The sequence below is a fragment of the Bacillus sp. PK3-067 genome (assembly GCF_056738645.1).
In genome coordinates this window covers 5366573-5382500 of record NZ_CP096490.1, presented here as the reverse complement: position 1 = coordinate 5382500, position 15928 = coordinate 5366573, and the positions used below count along the sequence as shown (strand labels likewise).

Sequence of the window (15928 nt, the reverse complement as noted above, 5' to 3'; positions counted from 1 at the left end):
ATATGTTGGCACTTATAATAGAGAGGTAGTATTTTACAATTTGCTAAAATGGGGATGATGAAGTTGAAAAAAGTATTGGTGCTAGGGGGAACAAGATTTTTTGGTAAACATTTAGTAGAAGCACTTTTGCAAGAGGAGCACGATGTAACGATTGCGACGAGGGGAGTTACTGAAGATTCTTTTGGTAGCGCAGTAAAAAGAATAATTATTGATAGAGAAGATGGAAAGCTACTAGAAAAGCGTCTAGAAGGAAAAAGTTATGATATTGTATACGATAATTTATGCTATAGCTCGAATGCAGCGAAGATAATATGTGAAGTGTTACGAGGGAAAACGAAGAAATATGTTATGACATCTTCAATGGCCGTCTATGAACCTGCCCTAAGCTTATCAGAAGAAGACTTTAATCCGTACGATTATGCAATCGCGTATGGAGATAGGAATGACTTCAATTATGGTGAAGGAAAGAGATTAGCTGAAGCCGTTGTATTTCAACAAGCAACATTCCCAGTTGTTGCAGTTCGTTTTCCAGTTGTTATTGGAGAAAACGATTATACGAAAAGGTTACAATTTTACGTTGAATGTATTGTGAACCAAAAACCTATCGTTGTGGATCATGTAGATGGAACTTTGTCATTTATACATGAAAAAGAGGCAGGAGAGTTTCTAGCTTGGTGCGGAATGGAAAATGTGAAAGGGCCAATTAACGCCTGTAGTAACGGGGTAGTTTCTACGGAAGAAATTATTCATTTCATAGAAGAGAAGACAGGAATAAAAGCACTCATTCAGAAAGCTGGGGAAAATATAGCTCCTTATAATGAGGTAACTAACTGTACATTACATAATGGAAAGGCTCGTGAATTCGGATTTTTGTTCCGAGAGCTGAAACTAGAAATGAAAAATGTTTTAAAACATTATATAAATACAATGAAGTAATCATAAATCCCCCGGTGGCAATCCGGGGGATTCTGGAGGATTTCGACAATACTGATTTTACATTACCAAATTTACCTTATACGTACGACTAATGTTTTTGTGATTGAATTGCTTGTAAATACTTCTCGTTTACTTGGTCCCAGTTTACTGTATGCCACCAGTTGGTAACAAACTCTGGGCGCCTATTTTGATACTTTAAATAATAAGCATGTTCCCATACATCAATTACGAGTAAGGGGATTTTCCCTTCTTGCAAAGGCGTATCTTGATTTGGTGTACTCATAACAGAGAGTTCCTCACCGTCAAGAACAAGCCATCCATAGCCACTTCCAAAACGACTAATAGCTGCTTTGGAAAGTTGATCTTTTAAGTTGTCAAAGGTATTGAAATAATAATCAATTACTTTTGCAACGTCTCCATTAGGCTCACCGCCACCTCGTGGGCTCATCACTTCCCAAAAAAGACTATGACAATAGTGACCGCCACCGTTATTTCGTACAGCTGTAACAATTTCCTTCGGTAAAGTATCTAAATTACATAGCAATTCTTCTAAAGATTTATTATGTAATTCAGTATAATTTTCTAAAGTAGCATTTAAATTATTTACGTATGTCGCATGGTGCTTTCCATGATGAATGGAAAGTGTATTGCTATCAATATGTGGCTCTAGTTCATCATAGTCATATGAAAGCTTTGGCAATTGAAATGAAGACATAACATTACCTCCTTTCTATTTAAAAAGTTGGTCTAGGTAAAAATACTTTACCTGAGTCAAAAATACACCCATTTTCCATATAAGTCAATAGTAAGTCCATTAATTTTCTGAAAAATATTACAATAAAAGTAACACTCTCACTTTCATTTGTGACTCCTATCCTTTTTGCTTATACTGTAAAGTAGCAGGGTTTTGTTGAAATAGAAGGAGATTGTTTATGAGTAAAACGAAACAATTAATAGAAGAAGCAAGTAATTTTATTACGATTTGTTATAAGGAGCTTCATAAAGAACAATTGATAGAAGAACGTATAAAAGAAATTCAAATTGAGATAGAGAAGACAGGGACATATGAGCATACATTTGAAGAACTTGTTCATGGTTCACGAATGGCATGGCGTAACAGTAATAGATGTATTGGAAGACTATTTTGGAGTAAGATGCACATATTAGATGCGCGCGAAGTAAATGATGAAGAGGGTGTATATAATGCATTAATTCATCATATTAAATATGCAACGAACGACGGGAAAGTTAAACCAACCATTACGATTTTTAAGCAATATCAAGGTGAAGAAAATAATATAAGAATTTATAATCACCAATTGATTCGATATGCAGGATATAAAACAGAAACGGGAGTGATTGGTGATTCTCATTCCGCTACATTTACGGACTTTTGTCAGGGGCTTGGTTGGCAAGGAGAAGGTACGAATTTCGATGTATTGCCACTTGTGTTCTCTATAAACGGGAAGGCACCTACATATAAAGAAATTCCGAGAGAAGAAGTAAAAGAAGTGCCAATTGAACACCCAGAATACCCTATTTCATCACTTGGAGTGAAATGGTATGGTGTTCCAATGATTTCAGATATGCGTTTAGAAATTGGCGGTATTTCTTATACAGCCGCTCCGTTCAATGGATGGTATATGGGAACAGAAATTGGGGCGCGCAACTTAGCAGATCATGATCGTTATAATTTACTTCCGGCTGTTGCGGAGATGATGGATTTAGATACATCGAGAAACGGTACCTTATGGAAAGATAAGGCGCTAATTGAGTTGAATATTGCCGTACTACACTCCTTTAAAAAACAAGGAGTTAGTATTGTTGATCACCATACTGCTGCACAACAATTTCAGCAATTTGAGAAGCAAGAAGCTGCTTGTGGTCGTGTTGTAACAGGTAATTGGGTATGGCTTATTCCGCCATTATCTCCAGCTACCACTCACATTTATCATAAACCGTATCCGAATGAAATTTTGAAGCCAAATTTCTTTCATAAATAATATTTAGTGCAGTTTTTTTCTGCAAAATATATTTTTTTTAATTACTGTTATGTAGCAAATGGAAGCCTTTACTCTCGGTTATTTTTGGAAGAGGCTTTTTGAACCAAGGAGTACCTTATGTTATAATCAAATTTCTGTTTCGAAGACCTTATAGAAATATAAGGTCTTTTGTTTTGCTTTTTTATGTAAGAGGAAGAGAATTTTTCTTTTTAATAAGGGATTTGGCATATTTTTAGGGACAACATAAGTATGTGGGAAGTCGATAAAATGTTATGCATATATAATTATTATGTTTTGGGTTTAAACAATAAAACATAATAAAGTTGTTTTTTTAGATTGCTGAGGAAGGAGGAAGTATAAATGAGGATGAAGAGTCGAAAAACTGATTGGCCTGTATTTATTATTAGTGGTGGTTCACTTTTATTATTTGTAATTGCAGTTTTTTTGAACAAGTATTATGTAGAGAGTGCAATTAATAAAAGTTTCGCTTTTTCAATTAAATATTTCGGTGCCTTCTGGCAAGTTTTATTATTAGGTACATTTATTGTTGCGATGTGTATGGCTTTCTCCAAATATGGGAGAGTTAAGCTTGGGGGATTAGAAAAACCTGAGATTAGTACGGCAAAATGGCTTGCTATTATTATGTCTACATTACTTGCTGGAGGTGGCGTTTTTTGGGCAGCAGCAGAGCCAATGTATCATTTGATGACGGTGCCACCAATACATGATGGTATATCTGCTGGAACGAAAGAAGCAGTCATGCCTGCTTTAGCACAAAGTTATATGCATTGGGGATTTTTAGCATGGACGATTTTAGGTACAATTAGTGCGGTAGTTATGATGTATGGACATTATCATAAAGATATGCCGCTAAAACCTCGAACACTTTTATATCCTATTTTTGGGGAAAAATTAAGAAAGAGCCTGCTTGGAACGATAATTGATGCAGCTGCAATTATTGCAGTAGCTGCAGGAACAATTGGCCCAATTGGATTTTTAGGTTTACAAGCAAGTTATGGATTACAAGAATTATTTGGAGTTTCTGATGTGTTTACTACTCAATTAGCAATTATTGTTTGTGTGGTGGCCGTGTCTACCATATCGGCAGTAACAGGTATTGATAAAGGGATTCAAATTATAAGTAATTTAAATGTTAGATTAGCAATTGTGTTAATGGCATTCATATTACTATTTGGGCCAGGTGGATTTATTATTGATTCGTTTGTTTCTTCGTTTGGATTTTATGTAAATGAGTTTATACCGATGAGCACATACCGTGGTGATACAAGTTGGTTAGGATCTTGGACAATCTTTTTCTGGGGATGGTTTATTGGATACGGACCAATGATGGCAATTTTAGTGAGTCGAATTTCAAGAGGGAGAACGATTCGAGAAATCATCGTTGCAATTGGAATTATCGCACCTATTATTACAACATTTTGGTTTACTATATTAGGTGGATCAGGCGTGTTTTATGAGTTGATGAATCCTGGGTCTATCTCGGACGCATTAAGTGAATCTGGTATGCCGGCAGCTATGATTGCAATTACAGGGCAATTGCCACTTTCTAATATTATTGGACCAGCATTTCTTTTATTAACAATTTTATTTGTAGTGACAACAGGAGATTCAATGGCGTATTCCATTTCAATGGCAGTGACTGGAGACGGAGATCCTAGAATTAGTTTGCGGATTTTTTGGTCGCTTATTATGGGCGCAGTTGCAGCAATTCTTTTATATATGGGTGAAGGAAGTATTAATGCGCTACAATCGTTTATCGTGGTGACGGCAGTTCCGGTATCAATTTTGTTATTCCCAATGCTATGGTTAGCGCCTAAAGTTGCGGGAGAATTAGCATTAAAACAAGGTATTGTAAAAGAAGAAGATAAAACTGCATTCTTATTTCAGAAGGCTAGTAAATCAAAATAAATAAAAACGTAAAAGAGGAAGCATCTTAAATGAGATGCTTCCTCTTTTACGTTTAATCTAATACTTTTCCCTTTGTTTCTGGTACACATAGTAGCATTGTAATTAACCCGATTGGGTAGATGATAAAAATCAAGGACAATGCTCCAAGTAGGTTGCCACCTGTAGCAAGTAAGCCAATAATAACAGGCCCAAATCCAGCTAGTCCACGTCCTGTACCGAAAATAAAGTTTTCGGCGGTAGAGCGAGCTTCAGCAGGATAGTTTTCAGCTAAAATTGCTCCAAATCCTCCCATCATTCCATTTGCAAAGAATCCAAGCAATGCACTTCCCCATAATAATAATGTTGAATCTGTGAATAAGAAGAAGTAAATGAGACAGTATACTGTACCGCCAATATAATAGATTGCAAAGGTTTTACGTCGACCAATTTTATCAGCTAGAATACCAAAGATTGCAATTCCAATTAGCATACCGATGGTAGAAATGAACATCCAGCCACTTGCTTTTGCTAATGTATAGTTATATTTATTTGCTAAAATAGTGGGCATCCATGTGAAGATTCCGTAATATCCGAAGTTTTGGATGAACGACATAATAATAAGACCAATTGTTGTAATTGTTACTTTTTTATTGGCAAATAACTTTCGAAGTGGAAATTTTTTTATATGTTTTAGTTGTTCTGCTTCAGTAGTTGTTAATTTACCTGCAGCTTCTTTTTGCAATAGCTCCTTTTTGTAGCGTTGTTTTTGCTCCCATATTTTCGGTTCACTTAAACTTTTACGGACATAGACAGCTAGTAAAGCTGGAATTAATCCAAATAAGAAAACGGCTCTCCATCCAAAGTGTGGGACAATAAATGCTGGAAGGAGTGAAGCAATCAGTACACCAAATTGCCATCCAAGTGCAACAACAGATGTCGCTTTAGCGCGCATTTCTTTAGACCATGTTTCTGTTACGATGGCCATTCCGATTCCGAATTCACCACCAACTCCCATTCCAACTAAAAAGCGCAGAATTAATAATTGCCAGTAGTCTGTTGCGAAATAAATGAGTGCGGTTGCTAGTGAAAACAGTAAGATTGTGAAGGCCATTGTACGAATACGGCCAAATAAATCAGCAATAAATCCAAATAAATAAGAACCAATTAACATTCCTATTGTGGTAGCTAAAGTTAAGTTTCCGCCTTCAACAGGACTTAAGTGAAACTCTTTTAAAATATAGACAAGTACGAACGATAATAGCAACATATCTAAACCTTCTGCTGCATATCCTAGCGCAGAACCAAATAATGTTTTATATCTTTTCGCTTTTGTCTCCTCTGTTGTTTGTTGTACATCAGTAGTGACGTTCATTATTACTCCTCCTTATTTTCTACAGTCGCTATGGAAGAATAACAAAAGGCCTTCTCACCTGATATGATGAGAAGGCCAAAAAAGCATACGTATCCCCAAGAAAAGAACATACGTATATTGTATTCCGACTTCCTTCTCAACCTCACGGGGTTGGGTTAAAGGACTGTATTATATTACTTTATTTTTAGCACTCTTCTATATGTATTGTCAAATAAAGAGGAAGTTATTATGTGTAAAATATTTCAAAAAACATTTCGTTCTTCTTGACGCCGACTTCATTATTTTCCCATAATAAAACTAACTAAATAAAAAGGAATGAATCAAAGATGCTAAATTTAGTACTCATGATGATTGAACGAGTCGGACTTATAGTTATTTTAGGATTTTTACTCTCTCATATTAAAACTTTCAGACGCCTCCTTCATAAACAGGATGGCTATGTAGATAAGCTTAAGCTTATTTGTATTTTTTCGGTATTTACAATTGTAAGCAATTACACTGGGATTGAAATAGCAGGAAATACGATTATGAATGAAAATTGGTTACAAGGTGTTTCATCATCGAGTACCATTGCGAATACACGTATTATGGGTGTTGGAATTAGTGGATTGCTTGGTGGTCCTATCGTCGGAATTGGGGTAGGATCAATTGCTGGTATTCACCGTTATATGCTTGGAGGGACGACAGCTCTAAGTTGTGCAATCTCGTCAATTTTAGCAGGTGTTATAACGGGGTATATTGGATACATTTTCAAAAAGTATAATCGTACAATTACTCCTAAGTTTTCAGCGATTTTAAGTGTTTTTATCGTTTCTTTAGAAATGATTATGATCCTATTAATTGTAGAGGATGGAATGAGCATTGTGAAAACAATTGCGATACCAATGATCCTTGTAAATAGTTTTGGAAGTTTTATTTTACTTTCTATGATACAAGCTATTTTGCGTCAGGAAGAGAACGCAAAGGCACTTCAGACTCATAAGGTATTACGTATTGCAGATAAAACGTTACCATATTTTCGCCAAGGCTTAACAGAAGAATCATGTAAGCATGTGGCACAAATTATTCACCGTTTTACAGGAACAGATGCGGTATCCTTAACAGATACAGAGAAAATATTAGCTCATGTTGGATTAGCATCAGATCACCATATTCCTTCACATAGTTTAATAACTGGTTTGTCGAAAGAAGTTTTACATACAGGGCAAATAATGAAAGCAAAATCACGTGAGGTCATTAATTGTCAACATGAAGGATGCCCTTTGCAAGCGGCGATTGTTATTCCACTAACTTCGCATGGAAATACGATAGGGACATTAAAACTGTATTTTAAAAATCCTAACCAGTTAAGTCGCGTTGAAGAAGAATTAGCAGAAGGGTTAGCAAAAATATTCTCCACGCAGTTAGAGTTAGGAGAAGCTGAGTTGCAAAGTAAATTATTGCAAGATGCGGAAATAAAGGCATTACAAGCACAAATTAACCCCCATTTTTTATTTAATGCGATTAATACAGTATCAGCTTTATGCCGAACAGATGTAGAAAAAGCAAGGAAGTTATTATTACAGCTTAGCGTATATTTCCGATGTAATTTGCAAGGAGCACGTCAGTTATTGATTCCGCTAGAACAAGAATTAAACCATGTACAGGCATATTTATCCCTAGAACAAGCAAGGTTCCCAAATAAGTATGAGGTAAAGATGTATATTGAGGACGAGCTAAAGACAACTTTAGTACCACCATTTGTTCTTCAACTATTGGTTGAAAATGCGTTGCGACACGCCTTTCCGAAGAAGCAACCAGTATGCGAAGTGGAAGTGCATGTTTTTGAAAAAGAGGGTATGGTTCATTTTGAAGTAAAAGATAATGGGCAGGGAATTGAGGAAGAACGTTTAGAACAATTAGGAAAGATGGTAGTTTCGTCAAAGAAAGGGACTGGAACAGCTTTATATAATATTAATGAACGTCTTATTGGATTATTTGGAAAAGAAACGATGCTTCATATCGAAAGTGAATTAAATGAGGGGACAGAGATTACTTTTGTTATTCCAAAAAAAGTAGGGGAGGAAGAACAGATTGTTAAAAGTATTAGTAGTTGACGATGAAATGTTAGCACGTGATGAACTAAAGTATTTATTAGAGAGAACGAAAGAAGTTGAGATAATTGGTGAGGCTGATTGTGTGGAAGACGCATTAGAAGAACTAATGCAAAGTAGACCAGATATTGTGTTTTTAGATATTCAATTATCCGATGATAACGGATTTGAAATCGCCAATATATTAAAGAAGATGAAAAATCCACCTGCAATTGTATTTGCTACTGCCTATGATCAATATGCGCTGCAAGCATTTGAAGTAGATGCGTTAGACTACATTTTAAAACCATTTGATGAAGAGCGTATTGTGCAGACATTAAAGAAGTATAAAAAACAAAAACAATCGCAAATAGAAACGAAGCACGAAATAAAGGGGACAGATGTAACAGTAGAGATGCATAAGTTAGCATTACCAATTGAAGAATCAATCGTACTTGTTAATATTGAAGATATTGTATATGTAGGACTTGTGGACGGAAAAGTGACAGTAAAAACAATGAGGGAAACATATGTAACACACGATACACTTGTGATTTTGGAAAAGAAGTTGCCGCAAGTAAGTTTCATGCGTGTTCATCGTAGCTTTATTGCAAATATTAATCATATTACTGAAGTTCAGCCATGGTTTAACTCTACTTATAATTTAATTATGAAAGAAGGATCAAAAGTACCTGTTAGTCGTACATATGCAAAAGAACTCAAGAAGCTGCTTCGTATTTAAGAAGCAGCTTTTGTATTTCATCCTTTTATATTTGTAACTGATTCTGTATATTTGACGTTCCGTTATGTAAACGCTTACTTAGGCGGTTATCTCCTATACAATAAAGGTACCAAATCGAAAGAGGTGGCCAAAATGAGTACGAAAAAAGTATATAGTTTCTTATCACAAGCATTCATATTCTCAGCTATTATGTTAATTTCTAATATTATTGCAACACATTTACCAATTCCAATGCCTTCATCGGTAATCGGGTTAGTTATTTTATTTAGTCTATTATGTTTAAAAGTTATTAAATTGGAGCAAGTTGAATCACTCGGAACAGCTTTAACAGGTATTATTGGATTCTTATTCGTCCCATCAGGTATTTCAGTTATTAATTCTCTTGGTGTAATGGGGCAATACTTTGTACAAATTTTAACTGTAATTGTTGTAGCGACAGTTATTTTACTCGCTGTAACAGGATTATTTGCACAATTTATTTTAGGAAAAGATGAAAAAGAAACAGAAGATATAAAAGAATTGAAAGTAGTAAATAAAGGACGCAAGCACGGAAAGGTTGCGTAACCATTGTATTTATATATTGTTGGGAGGTAATGAACATGGCAAGCACAATGACTCCATATTTCGGAATCGTCGTTTCATTAATCGCATACGGAATCGGAACATTATTATTCAAGCATTCAAAAGGGTTCTTCCTATTTACACCATTATTCGTAGCGATGGTATTAGGGATTGTATTTCTAAAGGTAGGTAACTTTACTTTTGAAGAATACAATACTGGCGGAAAAATGATTAGTTTCTTCTTAGAGCCAGCAACAATTGCATTCGCTATCCCACTATATAAACAAGTTGATAAGTTGAAAAAATATTGGTGGCAAATTTTATCAGCTATCGTGGTTGGATCTATTTGCTCAGTAATTGTCGTGTTCATTGTTGCAAAAGCAATCGGTTTAGATACAGCAGTAATGAATTCAATGCTACCACAAGCAGCAACAACAGCAATTGCGTTACCAATTTCAGAAAGTATTGGTGGTATTCCAGCAATTACATCGTTTGCAGTTATTTTCAACGCAGTTATCGTATACGCATTAGGAGCATTATTCTTAAAAACATTTAGAGTGAAACATCCGATTGCAAAAGGTTTAGCACTTGGAACAGCGGGTCATGCATTAGGAGTTGCAGTAGGAATTGAAATGGGTGAGGTAGAGGCAGCGATGGCAAGTATTGCTGTAACGGTAGTTGGGGTTGTAACAGTAGTTGTCATCCCAATGTTCATGTCATTCATTGGATAGTAAAACTTACTTAAAAAATAAGAAAAGCAAGCTATTTGTAGGACAGATTTCTACTGATAGCTTGCTTTTTATGTTACAGTAGTGGTAAGACCTATTTAAAAAAATGTAAGTTTCCTTAAATCTTCATTAATACTATGTAGAATACGTTTTGAATTAGGTCATTGTATTGTAAAATAAGAAGTAAGCTACTATATACCTGTTAAAGTAGGCATATAATGAGTTTATAAAAATCTTAATATGAATGAATAATTGAAAGTAGAAAAGAGAGAGAAATCTACTTATTAACGTTTTAGTTTATAGGACAGGAGAGAGTATTCGTCGATTATGCAAATAAAAAACCTGTTTCAAAGCAAAGGATTTCAGAGGTTACTCGTATTAGTAATACTTGCTCTCGTGTTATACGGGCTGCAAAGTATGTTGAATTTAATATTAATTACGTTTATTCTCACGTATTTAATGGATCGATTCCAAAAGTTTATTTCACGCAAATTAGATCATTTCATGCCTATTAATCGAAAAATTATTATAGCATTTCTATATGTAATGTTAATTGGTGGAATTGCTATTACGCTATTTAAATATTTACCAGTATTGACGATACAAATTTCACAACTGATTTACCAATTCAATGTATTTTTAAGAAACCCACCAGATAGTGAACTAATTAAGTATGCAGTTAATGCTGTCAATCATATGGAGCTTTCTAAATATGTAGGACAAGGCGTAGACATTTTGTATAAATCGATTACGAATGTTGGTAAATTTGGCCTTCAAGTTTTACTTTCTTTAATTTTGAGTTTGTTTTTCTTATTAGAAAAATCTCGTATTGTCGGTTTTACTGCAAAGTTTAAAGAAAGCAGGCTTGCAATTTTCTATACTGAAATTGAGTACTTCGGAAAGAAATTTGCACGTTCATTTGGAAAGGTAATCGAAGCGCAATTTTTAATTGCTGTTGTTAACTGTGTTCTTTCAGTTATCGCATTATGGATATTAGGATTCCCACAATTATTAGGTTTAGCGTTAATGATTTTCTTGCTGGGCTTAATTCCAGTAGCGGGGGTTATCATTTCGTTATTCCCACTTTGTATGATTGCTTACAATATTGGCGGTATCATGTACGTTGTTTATATTTTGGTTATCGTAACAGTGATTCATGCGCTTGAAAGTTACGTATTAAACCCGAAGTTTATGTCGCAAAAAACAAATTTACCGATTTTCTATACATTTATGGTATTAATCTTCTCAGAACACTTCTTAGGTGTATGGGGATTAATTATCGGTATTCCAATCTTCATCTTCTTATTAGATGTTTTAGACGTGACAAGTGATGAAATGGAGAAGGATGTTGGAAAAAATAAAGTGAAGTAAAGAAAAAGCATCGATGTTCGGTGCTTTTTCTTTTATAATATGATGTTTCTTATGCCATACTGTAAGCAGAACATAGAATAGGGGTGAAGTAATGGCTGTAAATGAAAAGATAGAATTGGCTACATTTGCTGGAGGGTGCTTCTGGTGTATGGTTTCGCCATTTGAAGAGATGGAAGGGATTATAAAGGTTGTTTCTGGCTATACAGGTGGTCATAAAGAGAATCCAACGTATAAAGAAGTATGTTCAGAAACGACGGGACATTATGAGGCAGTACAAATTACATTTGATGCAAATAAAATGCCGTATGAGGAATTGTTAAATATATATTGGAGACAAATTGATCCGACCGATATTGGTGGACAATTCCACGACCGCGGACAGTCTTATGAAACGGTGATTTTTTATCATAATGAAGAACAACATAAAAAAGCAGAGGCCTCAAAAGAAGAGCTTGAGCAGAGTGGACGCTTTTCAAAACCAATTGCGACAAAAATACTACCAGCAGCTACATTTTATCCAGCTGAAGAATATCACCAAGGATACCATAAGAAAAACACATTCCGCTATGAGTTATATCGTAAAGGCTCAGGACGAGATGCTTTTATTAAGCAACATTGGCCAAAGGATAATGCTCATTTAAAAGAAAAGCTCAATGAGATGCAGTATTATGTAACACAGGAAAATGGTACAGAACCACCATTTCGAAATGAGTATTGGAACCATAAAGAGGAAGGTCTTTATGTAGACATCGTTTCAGGTGAGCCGTTGTTTACTTCTCTAGATAAATTTGATAGTGGATGTGGATGGCCTAGTTTTACAAAACCAGTGATGTCAGCAAGTGTGAAAGAAAAGATGGATGTGAGTCATAATATGACACGTACAGAAGTGAGAAGTAAAGAAGGAGATTCACATCTTGGGCACGTATTTCCAGATGGTCCAGGACCAAATGGCCTTCGTTACTGTATTAATTCCGCAGCTCTTCGATTTATTCCAAAAGAGGAATTAGAGAAAGAAGGCTATGGCGATTTCCTAATCTTGTTTGGAAATAAAAAATAACCTCGCAGTTAGCGAGGTTATTTTTTTGTTATTTTGTTTTTTTCTTTTTAAATTTGCTTAATACTTCATAAACGATTGGAACAATAAGAAGTGTTAATAACGTTGAACTTGTTAATCCACCAATTACCGTTACGCCAAGTCCTTTAGAAATTAAGCCACTACCTTCAAATCCTAATGCAAGCGGGATAAGAGCACCGATTGTTGCAATTGCAGTCATTAAAATTGGACGAAGGCGTGTTGCACCAGCTTCTAATAAAGCTTCACGTGTTGATAGTCCTTCATTTTCCTTATGAATAACGCGGTCGATAAGCACGATTGCGTTTGTTACAACGATACCGATTAACATAAGCGCACCAATCATTGCAGATACACTTAATGTTTCACCAGAGATTAATAAGGCAACAAGAGCCCCAATAATTGTAAATGGTAGCGAGAATAAAATTGCGAATGGTGCTAGGGCACCACCAAATGTAACGACAAGAACGAAGTATACAATGGCAATCGCAGCTAACATCGCTAGGCCAAGTTGCTTGAATGATTCTTGAATATCTTTAGTAACACCGCCCATAGAAACATCTACACCAGAAGGAAGATCCATTTTATCTACTTCTTTTTGTACTGCAGCAGATGCTTTTGAAACGTCATCAGATGTTAATTTGGCACTAACCTCTGCATAAACACGTCCATCTCGGTGTGTTACTGTATTCGATGTTTCACCTTCTTTTACATTCATAACATCTTTCACAGCTACTTCATTACCAAGTGGTGTTGTAATTTTGCGATTTGTTAAGTCATCGATTGTTTCATAATTTTGTTTTTCAGCTTCTACATATACATTGATATCTTTACCGTCTTTTTTAATTGTTGTCAGAACAGGGCGATCATGTTGATTAGAAAGTCCCATTCCAATTTGAGCAGCCGTTAAGCCCATTTTACTCAGCTTTTCTTGATCTGCGACTAAAGTGTACTCTGCATATGTTTTTGCAATACTAGAATCTATATCTTTTAAGTCTTTATTTTTCTTCATGATATTTTGAATATCTTTTACGACAGGCTTAATGTCTTCTGAGCTATCTCCATAAACGTATAGTTTAATTTCGTTACTACCGCCACTTGCTCCGAAGTCTTGGTTTTTCCATTCGCCTTTGCCAGACATCTTCTGTAAATTTTTAACGACTTGTTCTTTCTCTTTTTCAAAGTTTTTCGTGTCGTTATCATATTGCACGAAGAACATTGCTTGGTTTGATTGACCAGGACTCATTGGATTCTCTCCACCTAATGAGAACTGAATTGTTTTGACGTCTTTATTATCTTGGAAGTGCTTCTCAGCTTTTGTTGCAATTTTTTCAACGTCTTCTAACGTTTGACCTGGTTCAGGATTATATGTTGCAATAATCATTTTTTCTTCTTCAGAAGGTAAGAAACTTACACCGATAACTGGTACAAGTGCAAGGCTACCAACTAATAGAAGGACAGCGATACTTGATGTAATAATTTTGTGATTTAAAGCCCATGCAAGTATGCGTTTATATCCATTTGCTAATTTACTTGGTTTTTCTTCATGATGTACTTCTTTTTCCCTCATGCTCTCTTTCTTAAATAAGGAATGAGCTAGCATCGGTACGATTGTAACTGCTACTAGTAATGATGCTAATAAAGCAAAGACGATAGTTAAGGCGAATGGTAAGAACATTTCACCAATCATACCTTTTACTAGTCCAAGCGGTAAAAATACAGCAATTGTTACAATGGTGGAAGACATAATTGGGATAAACATTTCTTTCGTAGCTTCACGAATTAAATCTTTTCCACGTAATTTCTCTTCTGATAACGACATACGTCGGTAAATATTTTCAATAACAACAATTGAGTCATCGACAACGCGGCCTATAGCAACGGTCATTGCTCCAAGTGTCATAATGTTAAGCGTAATATCCATTTGCTTTATGACTAAAACAGCAATTAATAAAGAAAGTGGTATTGAAACGACAGAAATTAACGTTGTTCGAATATTTCGTAGGAACAGCATAATAATAACAATCGCAAAGATAGCACCGAAAATTGCTTTGCTCAGCATTGTTTCAACTGATTTTTCAATAGGTGCACCTTGGTCGAATGTTGAAATGATCTCTAAATCTTTATATTTTTTCTCAAGATCTTTTACTTTATCTTTTACTGCATTTACAACATCAACTGTATTTGCATCAGAGGCCTTCACAATTTGAATTCCAATTGCTTCTTTTCCATTTGTTCGAGAAATAGATTCTGCTTTCCCAACTTCTTTAATGTCAGCAATTTCGTCTAATGTAACTGTTGGAATCCCGTTCATAGCAGCTGGATTCATTTGCGGCGTTTGTGCACCAGCGCCAGCATTTTGACTACCTTGACCGTTAGGTGAGGAAGGTATAGCTGGGATTTTAAGTTCTTTTAACGCTTTAATCGTTGTAATATTGCCATCTACAACAACTGATTTTTCCATGTCTTTAAATGTGTATAAGCCAAGTGGTAAAGATACATCCGATCCCTTAATCACATTTTTTACGGTATCTTCACTTAGTCCTAGTTCTTTCATTTTATCTTTCTTGAAGACAAGCTGTACTTCATCTACTTGTTGGCCAGCAATTTGAACAGATGCAACACCATCAAGTCCTTTTAATCCTGGTACAACATTTTTTTCTACATTTTCAGTTAAGGTAGCTAAAGATTCATTCTTACTTGCCACGCTTAACGAAATAACTGGAAAGGCATTGAAGTTTACTCGTGAAACTTTAGGATCTTTAACACCTTCTGGGAGTTTTACATTTGTGAGAGCTTCTTTAATTTCTGCTTCTGCTTTTTCCATATTTTTATCAAAATCGTATTCTACTTGAATAGAAGATGCGTTTTGAAAAGATGATGAACTCACAACGTTAACACCGCTTAAATTTTGTAGTTGTTCTTCCATCGGCTTTGAAACTTTATCAGCTACTTCTTCTGGTGTAGCACCAGGATAGACCGTAGTTACTGTCACAATCGGTGTTGTAATATCAGGGATTGTTTCCAGCTTCATATTGAGTCCAGAGTAGATCCCCGCAATAGTAACAATAATGGTTAGTAGCCAAACTGCGAACTTATTTTTTAACGAGAAATTGATGATTTTGTTCATGTTTGCGCTCCCTTTTTATTATATTGACCAACT

Annotated in this window: 12 protein-coding genes and 1 pseudogene; 10 read left to right on the top strand and 3 right to left on the bottom strand. The window is 35.3% G+C overall.

Going from position 1 to position 15928, the window contains the following annotated elements:
• Nucleotides 1-48 precede the first annotated feature (48 nt).
• On the top strand, nucleotides 49-936 hold the full coding sequence (locus tag M1D73_RS27690; RefSeq protein WP_033689455.1) for an NAD-dependent epimerase/dehydratase family protein: 888 nt from the start codon (nucleotides 49-51) through the stop codon (nucleotides 934-936).
• 88 nt (nucleotides 937-1024) lie between these two features.
• On the opposite strand, the gene sodA is transcribed toward M1D73_RS27690, so the two are convergent.
• Entirely contained in the window at nucleotides 1025-1651 is a 627-nt protein-coding gene (sodA, locus tag M1D73_RS27685) for a superoxide dismutase [Mn] (protein ID WP_000094042.1), read from the bottom strand.
• 217 nt (nucleotides 1652-1868) lie between these two features.
• On the opposite strand from sodA, the gene M1D73_RS27680 reads away from it, so the two are divergent.
• Nucleotides 1869-2939 carry a nitric oxide synthase oxygenase gene (locus tag M1D73_RS27680; protein WP_000047627.1) on the top strand — a complete coding sequence of 357 codons (1071 nt, stop codon included), beginning with the start codon at nucleotides 1869-1871 and terminating at the stop codon, nucleotides 2937-2939.
• 360 nt (nucleotides 2940-3299) lie between these two features.
• The gene (locus M1D73_RS27675; RefSeq protein ID WP_001242454.1) at nucleotides 3300-4868 is read left to right on the top strand and encodes a BCCT family transporter; all 1569 of its coding nucleotides are present in this window, start codon (nucleotides 3300-3302) and stop codon (nucleotides 4866-4868) included.
• A 52-nt stretch (nucleotides 4869-4920) separates the two neighbouring features.
• Here M1D73_RS27675 and M1D73_RS27670 read toward each other — a convergent pair whose 3' ends face one another.
• Nucleotides 4921-6219 (bottom strand): MFS transporter, encoded by a 1299-nt coding sequence (locus M1D73_RS27670; protein ID WP_001103412.1) that lies wholly within the window; start codon nucleotides 6217-6219, stop codon nucleotides 4921-4923.
• Nucleotides 6220-6545: 326 nt separating this feature from the next.
• Here M1D73_RS27670 and lytS point away from each other — a divergent pair, with 326 nt between their 5' ends.
• The 7 genes and pseudogenes from lytS (at nucleotide 6546) to msrB (ending at nucleotide 12750) form a co-directional block, all read left to right on the top strand.
• Nucleotides 6546-8315: a two-component system sensor histidine kinase LytS gene (gene lytS, locus M1D73_RS27665; RefSeq protein ID WP_000933565.1), complete on the top strand. Its 1770-nt coding sequence runs from the start codon at nucleotides 6546-6548 to the stop codon at nucleotides 8313-8315.
• Nucleotides 8293-9033 carry a LytR/AlgR family response regulator transcription factor gene (locus M1D73_RS27660; protein WP_017657608.1) on the top strand — a complete coding sequence of 247 codons (741 nt, stop codon included), beginning with the start codon at nucleotides 8293-8295 and terminating at the stop codon, nucleotides 9031-9033. The genes lytS and M1D73_RS27660 overlap by 23 nt, the downstream gene beginning before the upstream one ends.
• A gap of 132 nt (nucleotides 9034-9165) precedes the next feature.
• Complete coding sequence (gene lrgA / locus M1D73_RS27655) at nucleotides 9166-9597, top strand: antiholin-like murein hydrolase modulator LrgA (protein ID WP_000104900.1); 432 nt, start codon at nucleotides 9166-9168, stop codon at nucleotides 9595-9597.
• Nucleotides 9598-9632: 35 nt separating this feature from the next.
• Nucleotides 9633-10325, top strand: coding sequence for an antiholin-like protein LrgB (lrgB, locus tag M1D73_RS27650; RefSeq protein ID WP_098212636.1), 693 nt, complete (start codon nucleotides 9633-9635; stop codon nucleotides 10323-10325).
• Between the two features lie 324 nt (nucleotides 10326-10649).
• The gene (locus M1D73_RS27645) at nucleotides 10650-11693 is read left to right on the top strand and encodes an AI-2E family transporter (RefSeq protein ID WP_001166010.1); all 1044 of its coding nucleotides are present in this window, start codon (nucleotides 10650-10652) and stop codon (nucleotides 11691-11693) included.
• A gap of 91 nt (nucleotides 11694-11784) precedes the next feature.
• Nucleotides 11785-12204: pseudogene (msrA, locus tag M1D73_RS27640) on the top strand (peptide-methionine (S)-S-oxide reductase MsrA); the annotation flags it as partial.
• Between the two features lie 147 nt (nucleotides 12205-12351).
• The gene (gene msrB, locus M1D73_RS27635; protein ID WP_228492134.1) at nucleotides 12352-12750 is read left to right on the top strand and encodes a peptide-methionine (R)-S-oxide reductase MsrB; all 399 of its coding nucleotides are present in this window, start codon (nucleotides 12352-12354) and stop codon (nucleotides 12748-12750) included.
• Nucleotides 12751-12778: 28 nt separating this feature from the next.
• Here the strand turns inward: msrB and M1D73_RS27630 are convergent, their stop codons facing one another.
• A complete protein-coding gene (locus M1D73_RS27630) occupies nucleotides 12779-15895 on the bottom strand; it encodes an efflux RND transporter permease subunit (RefSeq protein WP_121868360.1) in 3117 nt (1038 codons plus the stop codon).
• Nucleotides 15896-15928 lie beyond the last annotated feature (33 nt).